The sequence below is a fragment of the Gardnerella sp. c11Ua_71 genome, assembly GCF_055818025.1.
Map to the genome: position 1 here is coordinate 1 of NZ_JARFVR010000004.1, position 20,242 is coordinate 20,242.

General features: G+C 40.9%; 18 protein-coding genes and 1 pseudogene. 13 read left to right on the forward strand and 6 right to left on the reverse strand.

Going from position 1 to position 20,242, the window contains the following annotated elements; all coding sequences use genetic code 11:
- The 3 genes and pseudogenes from P0106_RS03785 to P0106_RS03795 all read left to right on the forward strand — a co-directional run.
- Positions 1-364 (forward strand): annotated as a pseudogene (locus tag P0106_RS03785) (RNA-directed DNA polymerase); the annotation flags it as partial.
- Positions 365-616: 252 nt separating this feature from the next.
- Positions 617-1,606 (forward strand): GH25 family lysozyme, encoded by a 990-nt coding sequence (locus P0106_RS03790; RefSeq protein WP_473730460.1) that lies wholly within the window; start codon positions 617-619, stop codon positions 1,604-1,606.
- A gap of 22 nt (positions 1,607-1,628) precedes the next feature.
- Positions 1,629-2,105, forward strand: a complete 477-nt coding sequence (locus P0106_RS03795) for a phage holin family protein (RefSeq protein WP_472997723.1) — start codon at positions 1,629-1,631, stop codon at positions 2,103-2,105.
- Between the two features lie 85 nt (positions 2,106-2,190).
- On the opposite strand, the gene P0106_RS03800 is transcribed toward P0106_RS03795, so the two are convergent.
- The 6 genes from P0106_RS03800 to P0106_RS03825 all read right to left on the reverse strand — a co-directional run bounded on the left by P0106_RS03800 (position 2,191) and on the right by P0106_RS03825 (position 6,008).
- Positions 2,191-3,027, reverse strand: coding sequence for a sce7726 family protein (locus tag P0106_RS03800; RefSeq protein WP_473730461.1), 837 nt, complete (start codon positions 3,025-3,027; stop codon positions 2,191-2,193).
- Between the two features lie 21 nt (positions 3,028-3,048).
- Positions 3,049-3,240, reverse strand: a complete 192-nt coding sequence (locus tag P0106_RS03805; protein WP_473730462.1) for a helix-turn-helix transcriptional regulator — start codon at positions 3,238-3,240, stop codon at positions 3,049-3,051.
- A 1-nt stretch (position 3,241) separates the two neighbouring features.
- Entirely contained in the window at positions 3,242-3,388 is a 147-nt protein-coding gene (locus P0106_RS03810) for a hypothetical protein (protein WP_004574953.1), read from the reverse strand.
- Between the two features lie 454 nt (positions 3,389-3,842).
- Positions 3,843-4,319 carry a Fic family protein gene (locus P0106_RS03815; RefSeq protein WP_473730463.1) on the reverse strand — a complete coding sequence of 159 codons (477 nt, stop codon included), beginning with the start codon at positions 4,317-4,319 and terminating at the stop codon, positions 3,843-3,845.
- Positions 4,316-4,828, reverse strand: a complete 513-nt coding sequence (locus tag P0106_RS03820) for a Panacea domain-containing protein (RefSeq protein WP_473730464.1) — start codon at positions 4,826-4,828, stop codon at positions 4,316-4,318. Before P0106_RS03820 ends, P0106_RS03815 begins: the two co-directional genes overlap by 4 nt.
- A 433-nt stretch (positions 4,829-5,261) precedes the next feature.
- On the reverse strand, positions 5,262-6,008 hold the full coding sequence (locus P0106_RS03825; protein WP_004112525.1) for a Panacea domain-containing protein: 747 nt from the start codon (positions 6,006-6,008) through the stop codon (positions 5,262-5,264).
- 370 nt (positions 6,009-6,378) lie between these two features.
- On the opposite strand from P0106_RS03825, the gene miaA reads away from it, so the two are divergent.
- From miaA to P0106_RS03875, 10 genes are all read left to right on the forward strand, one after another.
- Positions 6,379-7,368, forward strand: coding sequence for a tRNA (adenosine(37)-N6)-dimethylallyltransferase MiaA (gene miaA / locus P0106_RS03830; protein WP_014554680.1), 990 nt, complete (start codon positions 6,379-6,381; stop codon positions 7,366-7,368).
- Positions 7,369-7,519: 151 nt separating this feature from the next.
- Positions 7,520-8,521: a cation diffusion facilitator family transporter gene (locus tag P0106_RS03835; RefSeq protein ID WP_004115518.1), complete on the forward strand. Its 1,002-nt coding sequence runs from the start codon at positions 7,520-7,522 to the stop codon at positions 8,519-8,521.
- A gap of 68 nt (positions 8,522-8,589) precedes the next feature.
- Positions 8,590-9,555: a TrmH family RNA methyltransferase gene (locus P0106_RS03840; RefSeq protein ID WP_004115517.1), complete on the forward strand. Its 966-nt coding sequence runs from the start codon at positions 8,590-8,592 to the stop codon at positions 9,553-9,555.
- An 18-nt stretch (positions 9,556-9,573) separates the two neighbouring features.
- Entirely contained in the window at positions 9,574-10,683 is a 1,110-nt protein-coding gene (pheS, locus tag P0106_RS03845; protein WP_004115516.1) for a phenylalanine--tRNA ligase subunit alpha, read from the forward strand.
- 5 nt (positions 10,684-10,688) lie between these two features.
- Entirely contained in the window at positions 10,689-13,313 is a 2,625-nt protein-coding gene (gene pheT, locus P0106_RS03850) for a phenylalanine--tRNA ligase subunit beta (protein WP_009994812.1), read from the forward strand.
- Positions 13,314-13,507: 194 nt separating this feature from the next.
- Positions 13,508-14,131, forward strand: coding sequence for an arginine repressor (locus tag P0106_RS03855; RefSeq protein ID WP_004121816.1), 624 nt, complete (start codon positions 13,508-13,510; stop codon positions 14,129-14,131).
- A 285-nt stretch (positions 14,132-14,416) separates the two neighbouring features.
- Positions 14,417-15,631: an argininosuccinate synthase gene (locus P0106_RS03860; protein WP_004115510.1), complete on the forward strand. Its 1,215-nt coding sequence runs from the start codon at positions 14,417-14,419 to the stop codon at positions 15,629-15,631.
- A gap of 30 nt (positions 15,632-15,661) precedes the next feature.
- A complete protein-coding gene (gene argH / locus P0106_RS03865) occupies positions 15,662-17,167 on the forward strand; it encodes an argininosuccinate lyase (protein ID WP_004121812.1) in 1,506 nt (501 codons plus the stop codon).
- A gap of 66 nt (positions 17,168-17,233) precedes the next feature.
- Positions 17,234-18,553, forward strand: coding sequence for a tyrosine--tRNA ligase (gene tyrS / locus P0106_RS03870; protein WP_004115506.1), 1,320 nt, complete (start codon positions 17,234-17,236; stop codon positions 18,551-18,553).
- Positions 18,554-18,636: 83 nt separating this feature from the next.
- Positions 18,637-20,202, forward strand: a complete 1,566-nt coding sequence (locus P0106_RS03875; protein WP_473730508.1) for a tetratricopeptide repeat protein — start codon at positions 18,637-18,639, stop codon at positions 20,200-20,202.
- Positions 20,203-20,242: the final 40 nt, after the last annotated feature.

Genomic DNA, 20,242 nt, shown 5'->3' on the forward strand with positions numbered 1-20,242 from the left:
GCTTAAGCTACGCTCAACGCTCGAACAGATTAAAAAAATGAGCACAGAACTAGGCTTAACACTTAATCCGATAAAAACATATATTACGTCACTACACCATGGCTTTACGTGGCTTAAGAAAAAATGGTATTACGCGCAAACTGGACGGATAATAACGCGTCCGATACCGAAGACGATTAAGCGCATGAGACGGCACTTGCGCGCACTGGCACGCCTCGCAGACCGTGGGGAAATCAGCTGGAAGCAAATCAGTGCAATGTATCATTCTTGGCGCGGTACACTCAAGCACTATAACGCTTGGCACACTATTCAAAGCATGGACGCTTATTATAAACAGCTCAAAACGAAAAATGAGACACTTTAGGACAACGTAGGATAAATAGGAAAAAATAAAAAGGTACTTTCAATAGCGTTTTTGGGTACTTTGGGTACTAATTAAGGTACTAATTTCAGAAAGTTCAGTAAAAGTACAGTAAGAGTCCAATAAGGTCAAAACTCGGAAAGTATGATACGCACGATTAGCTCACGATTAGATTTTGAACATGTCGGAATTTTTGACAAGTTCACTTTTTAGCCACGCAAACAGCGTGGCTTTTTTAATATAAGGAGGAAGAATATGGCATTAAACGGCATTGACATATCAAGTTATCAGTCAAGCATCAATATCGCAGCCGTGCCAGCTGACTTTGTCATAGTGAAAGCCACGGAAGGCACTGGCTACATAAATCCGTGTTTTCGCACGCAAGCCGACGCGACACTAAACAGCGGCAAGCTGCTGGGAATATACCACTATATTAGCGGCGGCAACTGGCAGGCAGAGGCAGAATATTTTGTGAATACTGTAAAAGACTATGTTGGTCGCGCCGTGCTCGCACTAGATTTCGAAAGCGGCAACAATAGTGCTTATGGCGATACAGCATACTTGCAACAGTGCGCTCAAACCGTTTACAATCTCACTGGTGTACATCCGCTTATTTATGGCAGCCAACGAGACTATGGGAGACTCGCAGCCGTTAGCAAAGCAACAAATTGCGGATTGTGGATAGCGCAATACAAGAACTACGATCACATAGGATACCAGGATACGCCTTGGAATGAAGACGCTTACAGTTGCGCAATACGTCAATATTCGAGTAGTGGCGCATTGCCTGGATACGGCGGCAATCTTGACCTCAACAAATTCTACGGTGATGCGACGGCATGGCAATCGTACGCAAGAAGCGATAGGCAGACGCAAGAGCAGCAGCAAGTGGCACAAGTGCCAGCAGTATCAGAAATCACGCGCGACGGAGACGTTAGCACTGTTTACGTACACATTCCATGGGCAGTGAGCCAGGATATCAGAATGGCTGTTGTGCGAGTTGGAAACGTCGTGACCGTGAATGGTTGCGGAGGTATGAGCGCTGGAGACGCGCAATGGGCAAAAGCAAACGAGTATATACCAGAAGGCTTCAGACCTACCTCACTTGCAGCGATCACACTCACTGGAGGACGCGCCGCCTTGCTAGTACAACCAGACGGCTCAATCTATTATGACGGCGATGCTCGAGATTGCACTACACACCTTAGCGGCGCGTGGATAACAAAAGATAATCAATCAGAATAAAAAGACAATAAGGAGAAAAAATATGAATGATATAGAAATATATTTCCTCGAGATTGCAGGCGGAGTAGTGCTGTTCGATTTTATCAGCGGATTTGCGAAAGCACTCTACACTCACAGCGTAGCTAGCAGCAAAATGCGCGATGGGCTGTTCCATAAATTTGCGTACGTACTGGTCGTTGCTATTTGTATCCTGTTTGACTACGCGCAGGCCAAGGTTAATCTCGGGACTCACATTCCGCTTGTGTCAATTGCGTGTGGATACATTATTATTACAGACACTGTTAGCTTCTTCGAGAATCTCACCGCATTCAACTTGCAGATTGCGCATATGCGAATCGTAAGAGTTATCTTATCTGTTCTTGATTGTGTGAAAACTTACATTGACGGGCAGGCAGATGATGCTATTAATAATGGTAAGCACGCGGCGGCGGTTGAGACTGATACTGAGCTGGACAGACGCGGCAAAATTCTGGACGACGTGACTAGCGAAAGCAAGTAGCGCGCGCTATGCTTAAAGTCTTCTCTGATTGAGAATACAAGTTGAAAATTAGTATTACCCCTCGCTTCATGCGGGGGGTAATTTTTTATATGAACTTTTCCTCCAAAAACCTAAGCAAGCCGTTAAGGTTTTTCTTTGTGTTATAAGAAAAGTATGCAAGAGACTTTAGCGCATAAGGCACGCGATTAAACGTGTCTATGTTTTTAATGATGTTTCGTTTTCTAAGCTCGCTCATAACCATTGTGTGAGCATTGAGAATAGGAATTTGGCGAAACAGATCCAAACAAGCGTTATAGTAAAAAACTGGCTTAGCGGCTGGCAGTGCATTAAAGTACTGTTTTAATATGTTTTCATACTCTGTTTTACGCAGTAGCTTAAAAAGCGCAACATGCTCAAGTTTTGAATTATCTTCGACAGGTTCTTTGTGCATCTTTTCGCTTATATGGTTTTGACCGTCAAGTACATAAATTCCTACAGGAGTATTAGCAAGAGCTTTTACGGCGTTTTGATACTTGTTTTCAGATGTTACTACGCACACGCGGTTGAAAGCTTTAAAGTAATTGCTAAGCTGTGTTTTCAAGCGCTCAAAAGTGTCTAGTTCGGTTTTTATCTCATACACAGTGGCACTATCGTTGATGATGATAAAGTCGGCTCTTGATTTGCTGATAGGCAACTGTGTTAATGCAGTTTGCTGTGTAGCCTCACTGTTGCTAAGCAAGAGCATATTTAACAGAGTATTCTGATAAACATACTCACACCTATGTGTATTTGCCATAAGTTCGTAAATCTCGCTTATTATCTCGCTATTAGTTTTTCCTTTAGCGTCTTGTACAAAGTGATTCGCAACCGTCTCATAGCATTGATTCTTAGATGCTAAAACTCGAGTTGTGAAGAAATGATTAAGTATAAGCTCGTCTCCCATCGGATACAATTCTACTCTTAACTACTCCGCATTAGCAGGGCGTCCACCATGACCTGGACGGCTAGCATTCCAAGTTTCAATACTTTCACGTTTCCAACCACGAGTGCGACCAATAAACGCGTCTGGATCTGGAAGGTTATAGTTGCCAAGCGCACCAGTTTTTACACCAATAAGCTCGGCAACTTCCGTATAACTCAAATAACGCTCACTCATGCTACTTTTTACGCTTTCTTCCAGCGTCTAACGCGCATACGGCACTGATTACAGCACAGCCGGTTATAAGCCAAGGTGAAAAATGACACCATATTCCAGCGATAATAACAAGTGAGAATATAGCCGATACTATTGCATCTAATTTCATAATGAGCCTGCAGTATAGTGGATAGTGAGTCCCGGACACTTCGACTGTTCGGGACTCTTTATTTACTTATTGCGTTTCAACTCTTTGATGAGTTTTGCTATTGCTTCTATAATCTTTGCAATGCCAACCAGTAGACTTGCAATCGCAACAAGTATTTCCACTACATGCATGTCACCTCCTTTCTTGTTTGATACTTTATATAATAGCACAGCTATTATATAAAGTAAAGTAAGCTAGAAAAAATAGTAAGAAATTTTCTGCAATACTTGATAGAATTCAAACGCGAAAACAAACTCAATAACACCACTAATATTTGCTATAAAAGCACAAGATAAGACGATATTGAGCGCATTGATGCTAAAACGTTATACCATGAGATTCTTAGAAAAATAAAGCATTAAGGGCTATTAAATGCAAATTCACCCGCGGATACCTCGACTGTTCGAAATTCTATCTAATAATTAACTTCATTCGATAATAAATGTGCGTGCGAGCGTAACTGTTCGGCTAAACTCGCACGCGCAATCTTACCTTCAACAATATTCTGAATCCACTTATATAAATCATTGTCAAAAGGATTTACACTATCTTCGATATCAAGAATAATCCCATTATTGCGAAGTAAAGCTACACACGTTAATACTGTCGTACGCTTATTTGCATCAGGGAAAATATGGTCTTTGGCAAGATGTGTAGCAAAATCAGCGATTTGGTCAAAAATATCCGTATAATTATTTCGATCGGCTGGAGAGCTATCAAAAATAATCGCAAATGAATAATACAAAACATTTTCAACACTGCCCTGAACTTCTTGCTTAACAGTAGCAAGTCCTTGGCTTGTATCAACAATTTCTCGTTGAATAGAACAAACTATTCCTGCGAAGGCAATAATCTGTTCCTCATTCCAAACAAGAGCATCATACTGGCTCATGCGTCACCAAGAATACGCAAAGTATTAGGATACTGTTTTTTTACAGCATCTACAGCACTAATAAACGTATTTTTCTTAGCAGGATACGAAGTAACATCTGACGATTGCAGAATATTCTGTACAAGAATCGGCTTATTGCGCGACGCATCATACACATTGTGCCATGCACCGCCATCACGATGAGCATAATTTACTAAATCAAACGCATTCATCCAAGCATATTTTTCAACAACAGTATCTACAATGTAATCAGCATACTGGCTAGTTTCGTGATTAGGCGCATTAAAAATACGATTTCGCCCAAACTGCTTAAACTCGTTATAAACACTAGGCTCTACAGGACCATATTCCCAAGCTTGAATCTCATCCGTAAACAGCGGACACTCAGGATTATTACGCAACGATTCCACCTGCGCAAAATATACTAGTTTATTCAAAGTGAGATTGGTTAATGCTAGCGTTTTTCCATATCGATCAATAAAAATTGATGCTATATCTAAAGCTTTCATATTTAATCTCCTTTCAACAAACTTATTACACATACAAGAGTAAAATATATTTTACAGAATATCTTGTTAATATTACCACAAAAACACAAGATAAGGCGATATTGAGTGCATTGACACTAAAACGTTACGCTATGAGATTCTTAGAGAAATAAGGCATTAGGGGCTATTAAATGCGAATTCCCCGCGGCTCCACAAACGCAATAACGCCACTGCTCAAACAGTGGCGTTTTTTGTAGCAAATCCCAACGTTTCCAATGCTTTTAGCATAGAACAGTGGGCGTTGTTTACCGCTTGCACACAAGTATGTACGATATGTGATATAGCACATACAACAGACGGAAATAATCAGAGCAAAAGCTCTAGGTATAAGATCTAGAGCTTTTTGATTTTCCTATGCATACTTATTTGCGCCGTATGTTTTGACCTATACCACTTATTTATTTTTATTTTTATCATTAATATCATTGTTTATGTAGTCAACAAAATGTCGTGCTGTAATACGAACAATGTTTTCATCAAAATAAATTTTATTATTTTTAAGCCCATTCAATATGCTTAATTTTTCTCTTAAAATTTTTTCAGCCCGTCTTATTCTTCTAACTTTTTCATCTTGATTATATTGATTAAATTTTTCAATTTGTTCAGAAATTATATCTTGTATGTCTTTTTGTAGTTCTTCATCATCTTTTCTAAATTCTTTGCTTCGTGTTGTTCGTGAATTCGTATTAATTACTGGATGTTTTACGTAATAATCATGAATAATTTTCTTAGATATTTCTACTTCATTAGCCTTATTTGGTAATATCCCTCTGCGTGCATCAATCCATGGCATCTCACTGCGGGCGCGATTTTCTAGTTCTTCAATACTAAAATCAATTAAAGCGTCGCAAACGTTATAGATAGTGAGTAAATTAGAATAAGTAAGATGATTTTTAAGTTCATAAGGTCCTAGAACAATATCTTTACATTCTATAAAAACATCATTAATTCTGTGCATCTTAAATAAATCTAGGCATACTGGACCGTTGCGCCAAGCCTGAAAATTGTTATAGAACAAAGGAGAATTAGTGGATGCTAGGTTATAAGCTTGGCAATAGTAAGAAAGTAATTGTAAGCGATTAATATTCATTTTCCCATAACGTTTTAAAATCGCATATGCTACATGAGAAATAGTAATCATATCTATTCTCCATCGGTGCAGAAAAGACAACAAAATGATTAACGTAAAACCAAATAGAATCCTTTTATAAATCACGTTGAACGAATAATTTTAGTTGTAAAATGCACGAACACGTGTAAACAATAAAAATCATTCGGTTTTAAGTTAGCGAAAACGGTACCATATAAAATAAAACACATCAACAATAGCGCGTGTCGTCCTCAATGGGGATTGTAATACAGTGTGGTAATCAACTACTGCTTTGGTGTCGAAGCAAAATCTCCTACTACTTTTATTGACTTTTATGTATGTTTGATTGTGTAAATTTGTAGAAAAGATTCTTCTTTAAGGTTGATTTTAGTTCGTTTAATATGATTATTAGGAGCGCATTGTGTGCAAACCGCCGAAAGTGATTTCGATTGTAGGTCCAACAGCATCTGGCAAAACGAGTCTTGGTATTGCAATTGCAAAGAAATTTGCTGAACGTGGTGTAAAAGCGGAGATTATAAACGCAGACGCATATCAAATGTACCGTTATATGGATATTGGTACAGCAAAAGCCACTAAAGAAGAGCAAAGCGAGATTAAGCATCATTTAATAGATATTATTGATCCAGAAGAATCCATGAGCGTTGCAAAATTTCAAACGCTTGCTAGGCAATGCATACGCGATTTGCAAGAAAAAGGTATTCGCCCAATTCTTGTTGGAGGCTCTGGTCTATATGCACGTGCGGCTGTAGATGATATAACTTTTCCAGGTACAGATCCTAATATTCGCAAAGCTTTGGAAGATCGTGAAAAGTCGCAAGGAGCAATGGCTCTTTTTGAAGAGTTACAAAAACTGGACCCTGTGGCGGCTAAAAATATGGATCCAAGAAATTCGCGCAGAACAATTCGCGCTCTAGAAGTTATTGAGTTAACAGGAAAGCCGTATTCTGCTACTCTGCCAAAATACAAGTATTTGATTGATTGTGTGCAAATAGGATTGGACTTAAACAGAGAAGATTTGGATGCGCGAGTGGAGCTTCGCACAAAAATGATGCGCGAGCAGGGTTTTGTAAACGAAGTTAAAGAGATTCGCTCAAGGCTTGGTGTTACTGCGAGTAGAGCTTTGGGATACAAGCAAATAATGGACTATTTAGATGGCTTATGCAGCGAAGATGATGCTTTTTCTGATATTGCTCAGAAAACTAAACGTCTTGCTAGAAAACAAATGGGTTGGTTTGGAAGAGATTCGCGTATTCATTGGGTTAATGCTTTGCAGCCAGATGTGGTTGATGTCTCAATGAAGATAATTAATGCTGCTGATAATGGCGATTTTAAAGATGATTTGATTGCCGAATCAACTTCCCATCATCTCGGCGCGTTAATTGACGAATAGTAATAATAGAATAAGTTTTTAGATAATTAATCTTTAGATGTTTATGCGTGAACCCTAGCTTAGGCTGGGGTTCATTGCGTATAAGGCATATTGGGAATGATATTGAGAAACGATATCGAGATACTTATTTGTATGAACATAGGAGATTTGTGTGAATAATCATCATTTGTCAAACTCTTCCAGTGAAATCTTAGAGAAGAATGATTTAAGTACTTCTGGAACTAATGCCGCTTCTTTGCAAGATGCTATTAAAGCAAGTCATGCGCATCAGCATAAGCTAACTATCACTTTGGCTTTAACGTCTATTGTATTCTTGGCAGAAGTAATTGGATCTGTTTTAACAAATTCACTTTCTTTGTTAATTGACGCAGGACATATGTTAACAGATATTTCTGTTTTAGCTGCATCTACGGTTACTGCGATTTTGATGCGCAAAAGACCTAATGCAAAGCGCACTTGGGGTTGGGCTAGGCTAGAGGTAATTACTGCTGCTGCTGGTGCTCTTGTTCTACTTTTTGTTGGCATTTATGCGATTGTGGAATCTTGTATGCGTCTTTTTGGTGTAAATCATAATGGAATACATGATGTAAATCAGCTTCTTTTCTTTGGTATTCTTGGTTTGCTTGCAAATCTTGCTTCTCTTGTAATTCTTGTTTCTCAATCTAAAGACAACATGAATATGCGAGCAGCCTTTTTAGAAGTAATGAACGATGCTTTGGGATCTGTTGCTGTTGTAGTGTCTGCTGTAGTAATGATGAGTACTAGTTGGAATGGATTTGATGCTTTAGCTGGCGGGATTATTGCAATTTTGATGATTCCTAGAGCGTTACATTTGCTTAAAAATGCTGTAAAAGTTTTGCTTGAGCAAACGCCAGAAGGATTGGATATAGAAAAAGTTCGCGATCATCTTGAACACGTTCCTCATGTTCTTGCTGTTCACGATTTGCATGCAAGTACTGTTTCTACAGGAATGCCTATTTTTATGGCACATGTTGTTGTAGAGCGCGATTTAACAATGGATCAGTGTGCTGATATTTTAAGCCAGCTTCAAGATTGTTTGCGTGAGCATTTTCCAGTTTCTGTTTCGCACACCACATTCCAACTAGAACCTGAAGGATATACCACTCAAAGTTCGTCGGAACATCATGAGTAGTTTCGTTGAGTAGTTTTGTATTGCAACATTTACGCGTGTTGTAACTATATGTAAAGTAGAGTGATATTATGCCGTTAAAAGAGTTAATAGACAACGCGCATAGCGATCGCGTTAAGCGTATTTGTGCAATAAGTCGTGCAAAATCGCGAGTGGATGGGCGCTTTTTAGTAGAAGGTCCGCAAAGTGTTAGGGAAGCGGTAAGGTACGCGCATAAATCGATTTTAGACATTTACGTTTTGCAAGATGCTGTTAATAGTGACTACATTGATGTCAATTCTTTTAAAAATCTTAAAAATGGCATTTTGCAAAATGGATCTTTAGAAACGATAAGCAAAATTGTTGACGAATCCTTAAAAAATCAGTGCTATGTGCACCCTGCAACAGCAGAAGTTATGCATAAGATCAGTACGGATTGTCAAGGGATTGTTGCCGTTTGTGATTCTACTATTTTAGATAAAGAATTTATAAAAGAATTTAATAGTATTGGGGTAGAAAGCAAATATAAGTCTGGTTTTGCTTATGATCCTATATTGATTGCAGCCTGCTGGCAGGTAAGAGACCCTGGCAACGCTGGTGCGATTATTCGCGTTGCAGATGTAGCTGGTTGTAGTGCCGTTGTTTTTGTTGACGATTGCGTGAATCGTTTTAATTCAAAGCTTGTTCGTTCTACTGCAGGCTCATTATTCCATTTGCCAGTAGTGACAATGAGTGAGGATGATTGGTTTGATTGGACAAAGTCATTAAAAATAAGGGTTATTGCAGCTGATATTTATGGAACGGAAAATAAAAAACCAAAGTCTTTTGCAAATCTTCTAAAACCACTAAGTGATGATTTAAATAAAGGATATAACGAAGGATCTAATGCAATATTATTTGGAAACGAAGCCAGAGGATTGCCAGAAGAAATATTAAATAGAGTAGACGAAATATCGGTAATACCTATTTACGGAAAAGCAGAATCAATGAACTTGGCAACCAGCGCTGCAGTAATGCTAATGGGCTTGGCTATGTCTAGTCATGAGCGAAAAATGTAGATTTGAGACGTTTTTTGAATGCTTCACAAAAGTACACATAACACGGATAGGAAGGGTGCTGTGGCAAGTAGTAAGCCGTTCGACGCGAAGGCAATTACAAAGGTAGTAAAAGAGGGTATAGCTTGTGTTCAAGCCGCTAAAACAATGGAAGAGTTGAAAGCGGCAAAAACTAAGTATGCAGGAGCTCAGTCTGCAATGACCCTTGCCAGCAAGTCTATTGGAAGTCTTCAAGTAGAAGAAAAGAAAGAAGCTGGCAAGATAATGTCGGCTTTACGCGCTGATTTTGGTCGTGAATTTGCAGCAGCCCAAGAGCGTATTAAGGCTATTGAAGAAGCTAATATGCTTCAAAAAGAAACAGTCGATATGACCTTGCCAATAAATCGTAAGCCGCTTGGCGCTCGCCATCCGATTGCGCGTATTATTGAAGACTTTGAAGACTTCTTTGTGTCTATGGGTTGGCAGATTTCTGCAGGACCAGAGGTAGAAACAGAGTGGTTCGATTTTGACGCGTTGAATTTTGGTCCAGATCATCCTGCTCGTCAAATGCAAGATACTTTTTATGTGCAAGGTAATCAGGCAAAGGATGCTGCAGGATTTGTTGGATCTAACATGGTTTTGCGTACGCAAACTTCTTCCGATCAGGTTCGTGCGTTAATTGAGCGAGGAGTACCTCTGTATATTGCGTCCCCAGGCCGAGTATTCCGCACGGATGAGCTTGATGCAACGCATACTCCAGTCTTCCACCAGTGCGAAGCTTTGGCAGTAGATAAACATTTGAGCATGGCTGATTTAAAGGGTGTTCTTGATCGCCTTGCTGTTGCAATGTTTGGTCCAGATGCAAAAAGCCGTTTGCGCCCAAGCTACTTCCCGTTCACGGAGCCTAGTGCGGAGTTGGATCTTTGGTTCCCAGATAAGAAGGGTGGCCCAGGTTGGATTGAATGGGGCGGATGCGGAATGGTGAATCCGAATGTTCTTAAGTCTGCAGGCTTAGACCCAGATGTTTATACGGGATTTGCTTTCGGTGTTGGCTTGGAGCGCACTTTGCTGCTTCGTCACGATATTAACGATATGCACGATTTGGTTGAAGGCGATAAGCGCTTCAGTGAACAGTTTGTGATGGGAGAGTAGTACTCATGCCAATGGTAGATATTGACTGGCTTAAAGATCATGTTGAAGTGCCAGAAGGTTTGACTTACGAGCAGCTTGCTAAAGATTTGGTGCGAGTTGGCTTAGAAGAAGAAGAGATTCACGACTCTCAAGTTACAGGTCCTATTGTTGTAGGATACGTCGTTGATGCTACTCCTGAGCCGCAAAAAAATGGCAAAATTATTAATTGGTGCCATGTTGATGTTGGAGATAAATACAACGAGGTAGACGAAAATGGTAATAAGGTTCCTCGTGGAATTATTTGCGGTGCTCCAAACATGGCTGCTGGAGAAAAAGTTGTTGTAACTCTTCCTGGGGCAGTTTTGCCTGGCGATTTTAAGATTGAGCCTCGCAAAACTTACGGCCACATTTCTAATGGAATGTGCGCATCCGAGCGCGAGCTTGGTTTGGGAGATAGTCACGATGGCATTATTTTGCTTCGCGAATACGGTTTCTCTAAAGCTGAATATGATGCTTTGAAACCTGGAGACGACGCAATGTCGCTTCTTCACTTAAACAAGCCTTTGCTGGAAATTAACATCACTCCTGATCGTGGATACGCGTTTTCTTATAGGGGTGTTGCGCGCGAATATCACCATTCAACTGGTGCAACTTACACTGATCCAGTAATTGAACTTAATAATAAAGCTGATCAAGTAGTTTCTATGTCTGATGGAGCTTCTAAAGATATAGAAGTTAGTATTGAAGATAATAATCCTATTCATGGTGTTGTTGGATGCGACCGTTACTACGCTCGCGTTGTTAGAAACTTTAATCCAGATTCTTCTAGCCCTAATTGGATGCGTAGGCGTTTAACTCGTGCTGGAATGCGTGGTATATCTCTTGCAGTAGACGTTACAAATTACGTAATGCTCGACTTAGGTCAGCCTCTTCACGCTTATGATTTAGATAAGATTGAAGGTCCTATTGTTGTTCGCCGCGCTAAAGCTGGAGAGCGTTTAACAACTTTAGATGGCAAAGACAGAGAGCTTAACGTTGAGGACTTGCTTATTTGCGATTCTCCAAAGGGAAATCACGGTTCGCGTGTTCTTGGACTTGCTGGCGTAATGGGCGGAATGTATGGAGAAGTAACGAGCGAAACGAAGAATATTCTTGTTGAAGCTGCACACTTTGACCCCGTTTCTATTGCACGTACAGCTCGTAGACATAAGCTTCCAACTGAGGCATCTCGCAGGTTTGAGCGTGGCGTTGATACTGCTTTGCAGCCAGCAGCTGCGCAAATGGCTGTTACAATGCTCAGCGATTTTGGTTCTGGAGAGCCTTCTAATACGCCTACAGACGTAAACAATACTGTTGATAGAAGTGTTATTGTTTTCAAAGCTAGCGAAGTAGAGCGTGTTTCTGGCTTAAGCATTGATTTGAATCGTATTAGCGATATTCTTACGGATATTGGTTGCTCTGTTGCTGGCGGCGGAAACGGATCCTTCTCTGTTTTGCCTCCAACTTGGCGCCCAGACTTAAATGAGCCATGCGATTTGGTCGAAGAAATCGCGCGCTTGGTTGGCTACGATGAGATTCCTGTTAAGGTTCCAGCTGTTCCTGTTACTGGCAAAACTGGTTTAACGCAAGATCAAGCAACTCGTAGAGCTATTGCATATGAACTTGCTGAAATGGGCTTGATTGAATCTTTGAGCTACCCGTTTGTTGGTCAGGAAGATTTTAAAGCTTTCCGTGAAGACGTTGATTCTGTTGCTAAAGTCAGCGTAAAAATCGCAAATCCTTTGGCTGGCGATCGTCCTTGGCTTCGAAGGAATGTTCTTACCACTTTAGCTGGAACGGTTCGCAGAAATATTCGTCGTGGCTTAAGTGATGTTTCTCTTTATGAGCTTGGTCACGTGTATTTTGCGGATCCTAATGCTCCAGCTATTCCTGCTTTGCCTGGTTCGGTTCGTCCTACGGATGCTCAGCTTGCTGCGTTGGATGCAGGTTTGCCTGAGCAGCCTTTGCATGTTGCAGCTCTTTTAACTGGTAATGCTGAAGAAACAGGTTGGCTTGGAACTCATAGAGAAGTTGATTGGAGTGATGCTGTAGAAGCTGTTAATCGTTTAGGAAAGCGAATCGGCGTTGCTTTTGACGTTCGTCAGATTAATTCTGATGATGTTCCTGCTTCTTGGCATCCAGGTCGTACCGCGAAGGTGTATATTCCTGTTGATGGTGCCGACGATGTTGAAATTGGTATTGTTGGAGAGCTTCATCCTCAGGTTGATGAGAATTTGGGTTTGCCAAAGCACTCTGCAGCATTCGAGCTTGATTTGAGCGCATTGTTTGATGCTATGCAAGTTAAGCCTGTTCAGGCAAAACCTGTTTCTACATTCCCTCCTGTTAAGCAGGACTTCGCGTTTGTTGCTCCTTCTTCTTTGACTGCTCACGATTTAAAGGAAGCTATTGTTAAAGCTTCTGGTGATTTGCTTGAGTCTGTAGAGTTGTTCGATGTTTATGAAGGCGAACAACTTGGAGAAGGGCTAAGATCTCTTGCTTATTCTGTAACATTTAGGGCTGCTGATAGAACGCTTTCTAGCGATGATATGGAAGCGGTTCGAGAGGCTATTACAAAGTCTGCTCAAAAATTGCATGCAACATTGCGAGTATAAGTTCGAGTATAAGTTACAGAGTCGCGTTTTTTAAATTAATACGGCTGAATGATTAGTATTATCTGGTTGTTCAGCCGTATTTTTTAGTAAATAAAATAGTATTTATGGCTTTGTTAAAATGTATATATTCATGAATATATTTATGTATTCATGTATATTAGATTGGAGTGCTCTTTAGAAAGGTATTGCCAATTATGGTTGAGTCTAATAGGAAGTCAAATAATTTTAGTGGCGATGATGCGCTTAATCATAGTTATGTGAATGAAGATAATAATTTTGACGATGCTTTTGATGTTAATGACGATTTTGGTTCTATTGAATCCGCTGGAAAGCAGCGTCCTACGACTAAAGCTGCACGTTTAAATGCGATTGAACAGGCGCTTTTAAGTGAGGTTATTACTTCACAGTCTCAGCTTGCTAAAGTTTTGGCTCGTCATGGTTTTGAGGTTACTCAAGCAACTTTGAGTAGAGATTTGGATGAAATAAATGCGGTTAAAATTCGTCTTACAGACGGCAGAATTGCTTATGTTCTAGGAGATGGAACTGGTAATCGTCACGCAATGGATACCGTTAGGATTGATCAACAGGTTGCTAGGACTCTTTCTGGTCTTATTACAGAAGTTGGATTTGCTAATAATATTGTTGTGATTCACACTCCTTCGGGCGCTGCTCAATATGTTGCAAGTGTTATTGATAGGCAGCCTTTAAAAGGTATTTTAGGTTCGGTTGCTGGCGATGATACAGTGCTTATGGTTTGTGTTTCTAACGAAGAAGCAGAAGATAGAGCTAATTGGATGCTTTCAGTTGCATCTAGGTGATTTTGTATTAGTTTATTCATTTTATAGTTATATTTGTGTCTAATATGCATCGATGGATGTTGAATTTATAATACTTGCTGCAAAGACCACAGTGTTGTGGTTTTGCACTTTGTTATAGTGTAATCAATTGCATAAGTATTATTTTTATTGTCTTATTTTTTTAAATATTATTTTTCGGAATGTAATAAAAACGTTGTATTTCTAAGCGTGTTGAGATTTTATCTATGGTTGTATAATATACTATATATCGTTTATTTATTCAATATATGACCTTGGGAGGTCACTATGACTAGTAAGAAACGTATTGTATTGGCGTATTCGGGTGGCCTCGATACATCTGTAGCTATTCCGTACCTTAAAGAGCAAACAGGTCAAGACGTTGTAGCTGTGTCACTAAACGTTGGTCAAGGTGGAGAAGCGCTCGAAGTCATTAAAAATCGCGCTTTGGCTTGTGGTGCTGTTGAATCGTATGTAGTTGATGCTCGTGAAGAATTTGCGGATAACTATTGCATGCTCGCATTAAAAGCAAATGCAATGTACGAAGACGTGTATCCTTTAGTTTCCGCGCTTTCTAGGCCGCTTATCACTCGTCACTTAGTTCACGCAGCGCACGAATTTGATGCTGATACAATCGCACACGGTTGCACTGGCAAAGGAAACGATCAGGTTCGTTTTGAAGTTGCAATCCAGTCTTTGGATCCAGATTTAAAGGCAATTAGCCCAATTCGCGATTTGTCGCTTACTCGCGATGTGGAAATCGCTTTTGCAAACGAGCACAAGCTTCCGATTACTCAAAGCAAGAAAAGCCCATATTCTATAGACCAAAATGTTTGGGGAAGGGCTATTGAAACAGGCTTTTTGGAAGATCCGTGGAATGCTCCAACCGAAGAATGCTACTCTTACACAAAGAATCCTTTGGAAGCTACAACTCCAGACGAAGTTACAATCACGTTTGAAAAAGGTATTCCAGTTGCAATTGACGGTCATAGCGTAACTCCATTGCAAGCAATCGAAGAAATGAACAAAAGAGCTGGGGCACAAGGAATCGGTAGAATCGACATTATTGAAGATCGTCTAGTTGGCATTAAGTCTCGCGAATTGTACGAAGTTCCAGGCGCGCAAGCTTTGATTACGGCTCATCAAGAGCTTGAGAATTGCTGCTTGGAGCGCGAACAGCATAGGCTTAAGCGTGCTCTTGATAAAAAGTGGGCGGAATTTGTGTATGACGGCCAGTGGTTCTCGCCAGTTGTGCGTTCTTTGAACGCGTTCATAAACGAAACGCAAGAGCATGTTTCTGGCGATATTCGCATGACTTTATACGCTGGAAAGGCTGTTGTAACAGGCAGAAAGTCGGATGAGTCTTTGTATGACTTTAACTTGGCTACTTACGATTCTTCCGATACTTTCGACCAGCGCGCTTCCAACGGATTTATTGAAATCTACGGATTGTCTAGCAAGGTTGCAGCGGCTCGAGATATGCGCGTTGCAAAGAACAACTAACAAGAGGAAAGCAGAAAGAAGAATATAACTATGCACGATGCAAATGCCGATGCAAATGTCAACGCAAACCATCCAATAGCCTTGTGGGGCGGACGTTTTAGCTCAGGACCTTCCGCAGAGCTTGCAAAGCTTAGCAAATCAACTCAATTTGATTGGCGATTAGCGGATGATGATATTGCAGGATCTCGCGCTCATGCGCATGCGTTGCATCGTGCAGGTTTATTAACAAATCAAGAATACGAGGATCTTCAAAAAGCTCTAGACGAGTTGCAAAATCGCGTGGATAATGGCACTTTTACGCCAATTGAAGAAGACGAGGATGAGGCAACTGCATTAGAGCGCGGTTTGCTTGATATTGCAGGAAGCGAACTTGGCGGAAAACTTAGAGCTGGACGCTCTAGAAACGACCAAATCGCAGCTTTAATACGCATGTTTTTGCGCAGACACTCGCGCGTTTTGGCTACTCTCGTGTTAGATGTTTGTAATGCTTTAGTTGCTCAATCTTTAGCTGCAAAAGATTCTGTAATGCCTGGTCGTACTCACATGCAGCATGCTCAACCTATTTTGCTTGCACACCAGCTAATGGCTCATGTTTGGCCGCTTTTGCGAGATGTAAATCGCCTTGCGGACTGGGATTCGCGCGCAAACGAAAGCCCGTATGGGGCAGGGGCATTGGCTGGCAACACTCTTGGACTAGATCCCGAAGAAGTTTCTAAAGAACTTGGTTTTTCTGCTGTTTGCGCGAATTCTATTGATGCTACAGCAAGTAGAGATATTGTTGCGGAGTTTTCATTTATTGCAGCCATGATTGGCGTTGATATTTCTCGCTTAAGCGAAGAGATTATTATATGGAATACTCAAGAATTTGCGTTCGTAACTTTAGACGATGCTTATTCTACTGGATCTTCTATTATGCCTCAAAAGAAGAATCCAGATATTGCGGAGCTTGCTAGAGGAAAAGCAGGACGATTAATCGGAGATTTAACTGGATTAATGGCCACTCTTAAAGGTCTTCCTACTGCTTATGCAAGAGATTTGCAAGAAGATAAAGAGGCAGTTTTTGACCAAATTGACACTCTAGAAGTTCTGCTTCCAGCATTCGCAGGGATGGTTAGAACAATGCGATTTAATATTGCTAGGTTGCGTGAACAGTCTGCTACTGGTTTTGCCTTAGCTACAGATATTGCAGAATGGCTTGTAAAACAAGGTGTTCCATTTAGAAATGCGCATAAGTTATCAGGATTATGCGTAAAACGTGCTGAAGAACTTGGTGGGGATTTAGACGTTTTAAGTGATGATGATTTTGCTAATATTCTGAATGATTTTGTAGATCGAGCCGATATTGAGAATCTTAAACTTGTTCTTTCTAGTGATGGATCAGTAGCTTCTAGATGTGGAAAAGGTGGAACGGCTTTTGTTCGCGTAAAAGAACAAATTACTCAAGCTCAGCTTGCGATTGATGAGTATAAGAAATTTTCTGAATCTGTAAGTGATGGAACTGCTTATAAGAGTGTCGCCCTGTGCTGCCAAAATTGAAAGGCTTGGATTGCGCTTTTAGCGCCCGATGCCTAGGTAAGTTTTGGCAATAATAAGGAGATACGAATGGCTCAGGTCAGGAATTACAAGGAAGCTGGATTTGCTTCCTTGTTTGAAGAGCTAAAGTGGCGTGGATTAATTTCACAATCTACTGATGAGCAGCAGCTTGCTCAAGCGCTTGACGGAGAACCATTAACGTATTATTGCGGTTACGATCCTACTGCTGCTTCATTGCATATTGGTAATCTTGTTCAGCTTATTAATATGCGTCATTTGCAAGCTGCAGGTCATCATCCTATTGCGTTAGTTGGTGGTGCTACTGGTTTGATTGGTGATCCTCGTCAAAGTGGCGAACGCACGCTTAATTCTAAAGATATTGTGGCTGGTTGGGCAGAGCGCTTACGCAAGCAGATTGGCAGAATTTTGCCTCTTGATGGAGAGAATCCTGTTCGTTTTGTTAGCAATTACGACTGGGTTTCTAAGATGTCTGCTATTGACTTTTTGCGTGATGTTGGTAAGAACTTCCGTGTTGGCACAATGCTTTCTAAGGATATTGTGGCTCGCCGCTTAAACTCCGACGAAGGCATTTCTTTTGCTGAGTTCAGCTATCAGGTTTTGCAAGGAAACGACTTCTTGTACTTGTTTGATAATTACAACGTGACTTTGCAACTTGGCGGTTCGGATCAGTGGGGTAATTTGACTTCTGGCATGGACTTGATTCGTAAGGTTCGCGGAGCTTCTGTGCACGTGTTTACAAGCCCGATTATTACGGATAATCAAGGTCGTAAGTTTGGCAAATCGGAGGGTAACGCAATGTGGCTTGATCCTACAATGCTTAGCCCTTATCGCTTCTATCAATTCTGGTTTAATCAGCCAGACGATGAAGTTGTTAAGCTTCTTAAAGCTTTTACGTTCTTGCCTAAGAGTGAGATTGAGCGTTTGAACAAGCAAATTCAAGAAGACCCAGGAAGTCGTGAAGCTCAGCGTGTTCTCGCTTGGGAAGTTACGAGCTTTGTTCATGGTGAAGATGTTACGAATCAGGCTATTGCTGCTTCTTCGGCATTGTTTGGTAAGGGTGATTTAGACGCTATTGATGAGCAAACTCTTGAAGCTGCCTTGGATGGTGTTAAGGTTAAGGCGCAGGATGGTAGTTTAGAATTTGCTAAAGCAAATAGTGGTGATCGCGTTGTTGAAGCTGCTGTTGCTGCTGGATTGTTCCGCACAATTTCTGAAGCTCGTCGTGCTATTGAAGCCGGTGGTTTGTACGTTAACAATAATCGAGTAGACAGTGTCGATGACATTTTGAATGATAATTCATTCTTACATGGTCGTTTTGCTTTGATTCGTAGGGGCAAGAAGGCTATTGGCGCTGTTGAGCGTGCTTAGTTTTTTAAGCGTGTTTGATTTGTTTTTAATATTAGATTTTTAGTATAATTTTATATTTTTAGAATTTGAAAGGTATGCCAATAATGGGCGAAGAACGCGGATCGCGTAGTGGTAAGTCGTTTGGTAATCGTGGCCATTTTAGCCGTCAAAATGGCGGTAAAAATGGTGGAAACGGCGAGCATCGTGGCGGATTCCATAAGGGTGGATTCCACAAAGATGGTGGCAGAAAGTTTAATCACCGTGATGGCGAACGTAGATTTGAGCACAATGATCGCAGATATGATGATCATAAGAACGGTCGTCGTGACGATTTTGAGCGTGATTCTGGTAGTTCAGAAGGTTTAAGACGCAATGGATTCCACAAAGGTGGATTCAATAAGAGCGGTTTTAAGAAGGATAACGATCGTAGGTTTAACCATCGTGATAATGATCATAGGTTCAACCGTGATAATCGTGATAACCGCAATGATCGCAGATTCGATAGAAAAGATAATCACGAAGCTCGCAGAAATCGTGGTTTTGATTCCAAGTCGGAAGAAAATGGCAATCCAAGGTACAAGAAGTTTGATCGTGATAATCGTGGCGAGCGCAATGATCGCCGCTTTGAAGATAATCGCGGTGGCTTCCGCAAGGGTGATTTTAAGAAGAATGATTCTAGAAAGCGCGATTCAAAGTCGTCTTTCCGATTTGAAAATGGCCCTCGTAGAAACTCGGATGGAACTGTTTCTTACCCATCTCAAAACCCTTATACTGATAGGCGTCCAGGCGAACCTAAGATGCCTAAGGGCTTAGAGTATTCCATGCTTTCTAAAGAATCTCGTGAGCGTTTGCGCGGTCTTTCTAAGGAACATTCTGAAAATATTGGTTTGCATATTCTCGCAGCTTATGCTTTGCAAGAAGAAGATCCAGAGCTTGCATTGGAACATGCAAAGTGGGCTGCAAAGCAGGCATCGCGTATTGATTTTTCGCGCGAAACATTAGGATTTATTGCATACCGTCAGGGTGATTACAAGCTTGCTGCGCGCGAGTTTAGAACAGCTATGCGAATGAATGGCTACATGGATTATCTTCCATTTATTGCCGATTGTGAGCGCGGTATGGGCAACCTTGATAAGGCTTTGGAAATCTGCATGTCGGATGAAGCTAGAAGGGTTACTGGCGAAGTCAAGGCAGAAATGTTCCTTGTGTACGCAGGTGTTTTGGCAGATACAAACCATTCAGATAAGGCTATTGAGCTTGTTCACGCAATGGGTAGGTCTAAGGGTTTGCCTGGCGAGTATAGAATGCGTGCAGTTCAGGCGGAACAGTACTTCCTAGAGGAGGCTGGGCGAAGTGATGAGGCTATTGAGCTTGACTCTTTGCTTGATCGCTTAGAAGAGGAATACGCAGATATTGAAGACGAAGAAAATCCAGAAGATGTTGTGATTGACTACGATTTGGAACATCTTAATGACGCGATTATGGACGAAGTTGGCATTAGTGAAGATGATGCGCAATTTGCTCCAGCTGATGATTTGGAAGATGATTCAGATGATTCAGATGATTCAGATGATTCGGGCGAAGATTCAGACGATTCAGACGATGATTCACAAATCGCAGACAATACTGAAACTATAGAGATGAGTGCAGTTAAGTCTGAAGAGGAATAGTACAACCATATCTTCTAAGCCCGGCTTCTGTATTATGAGA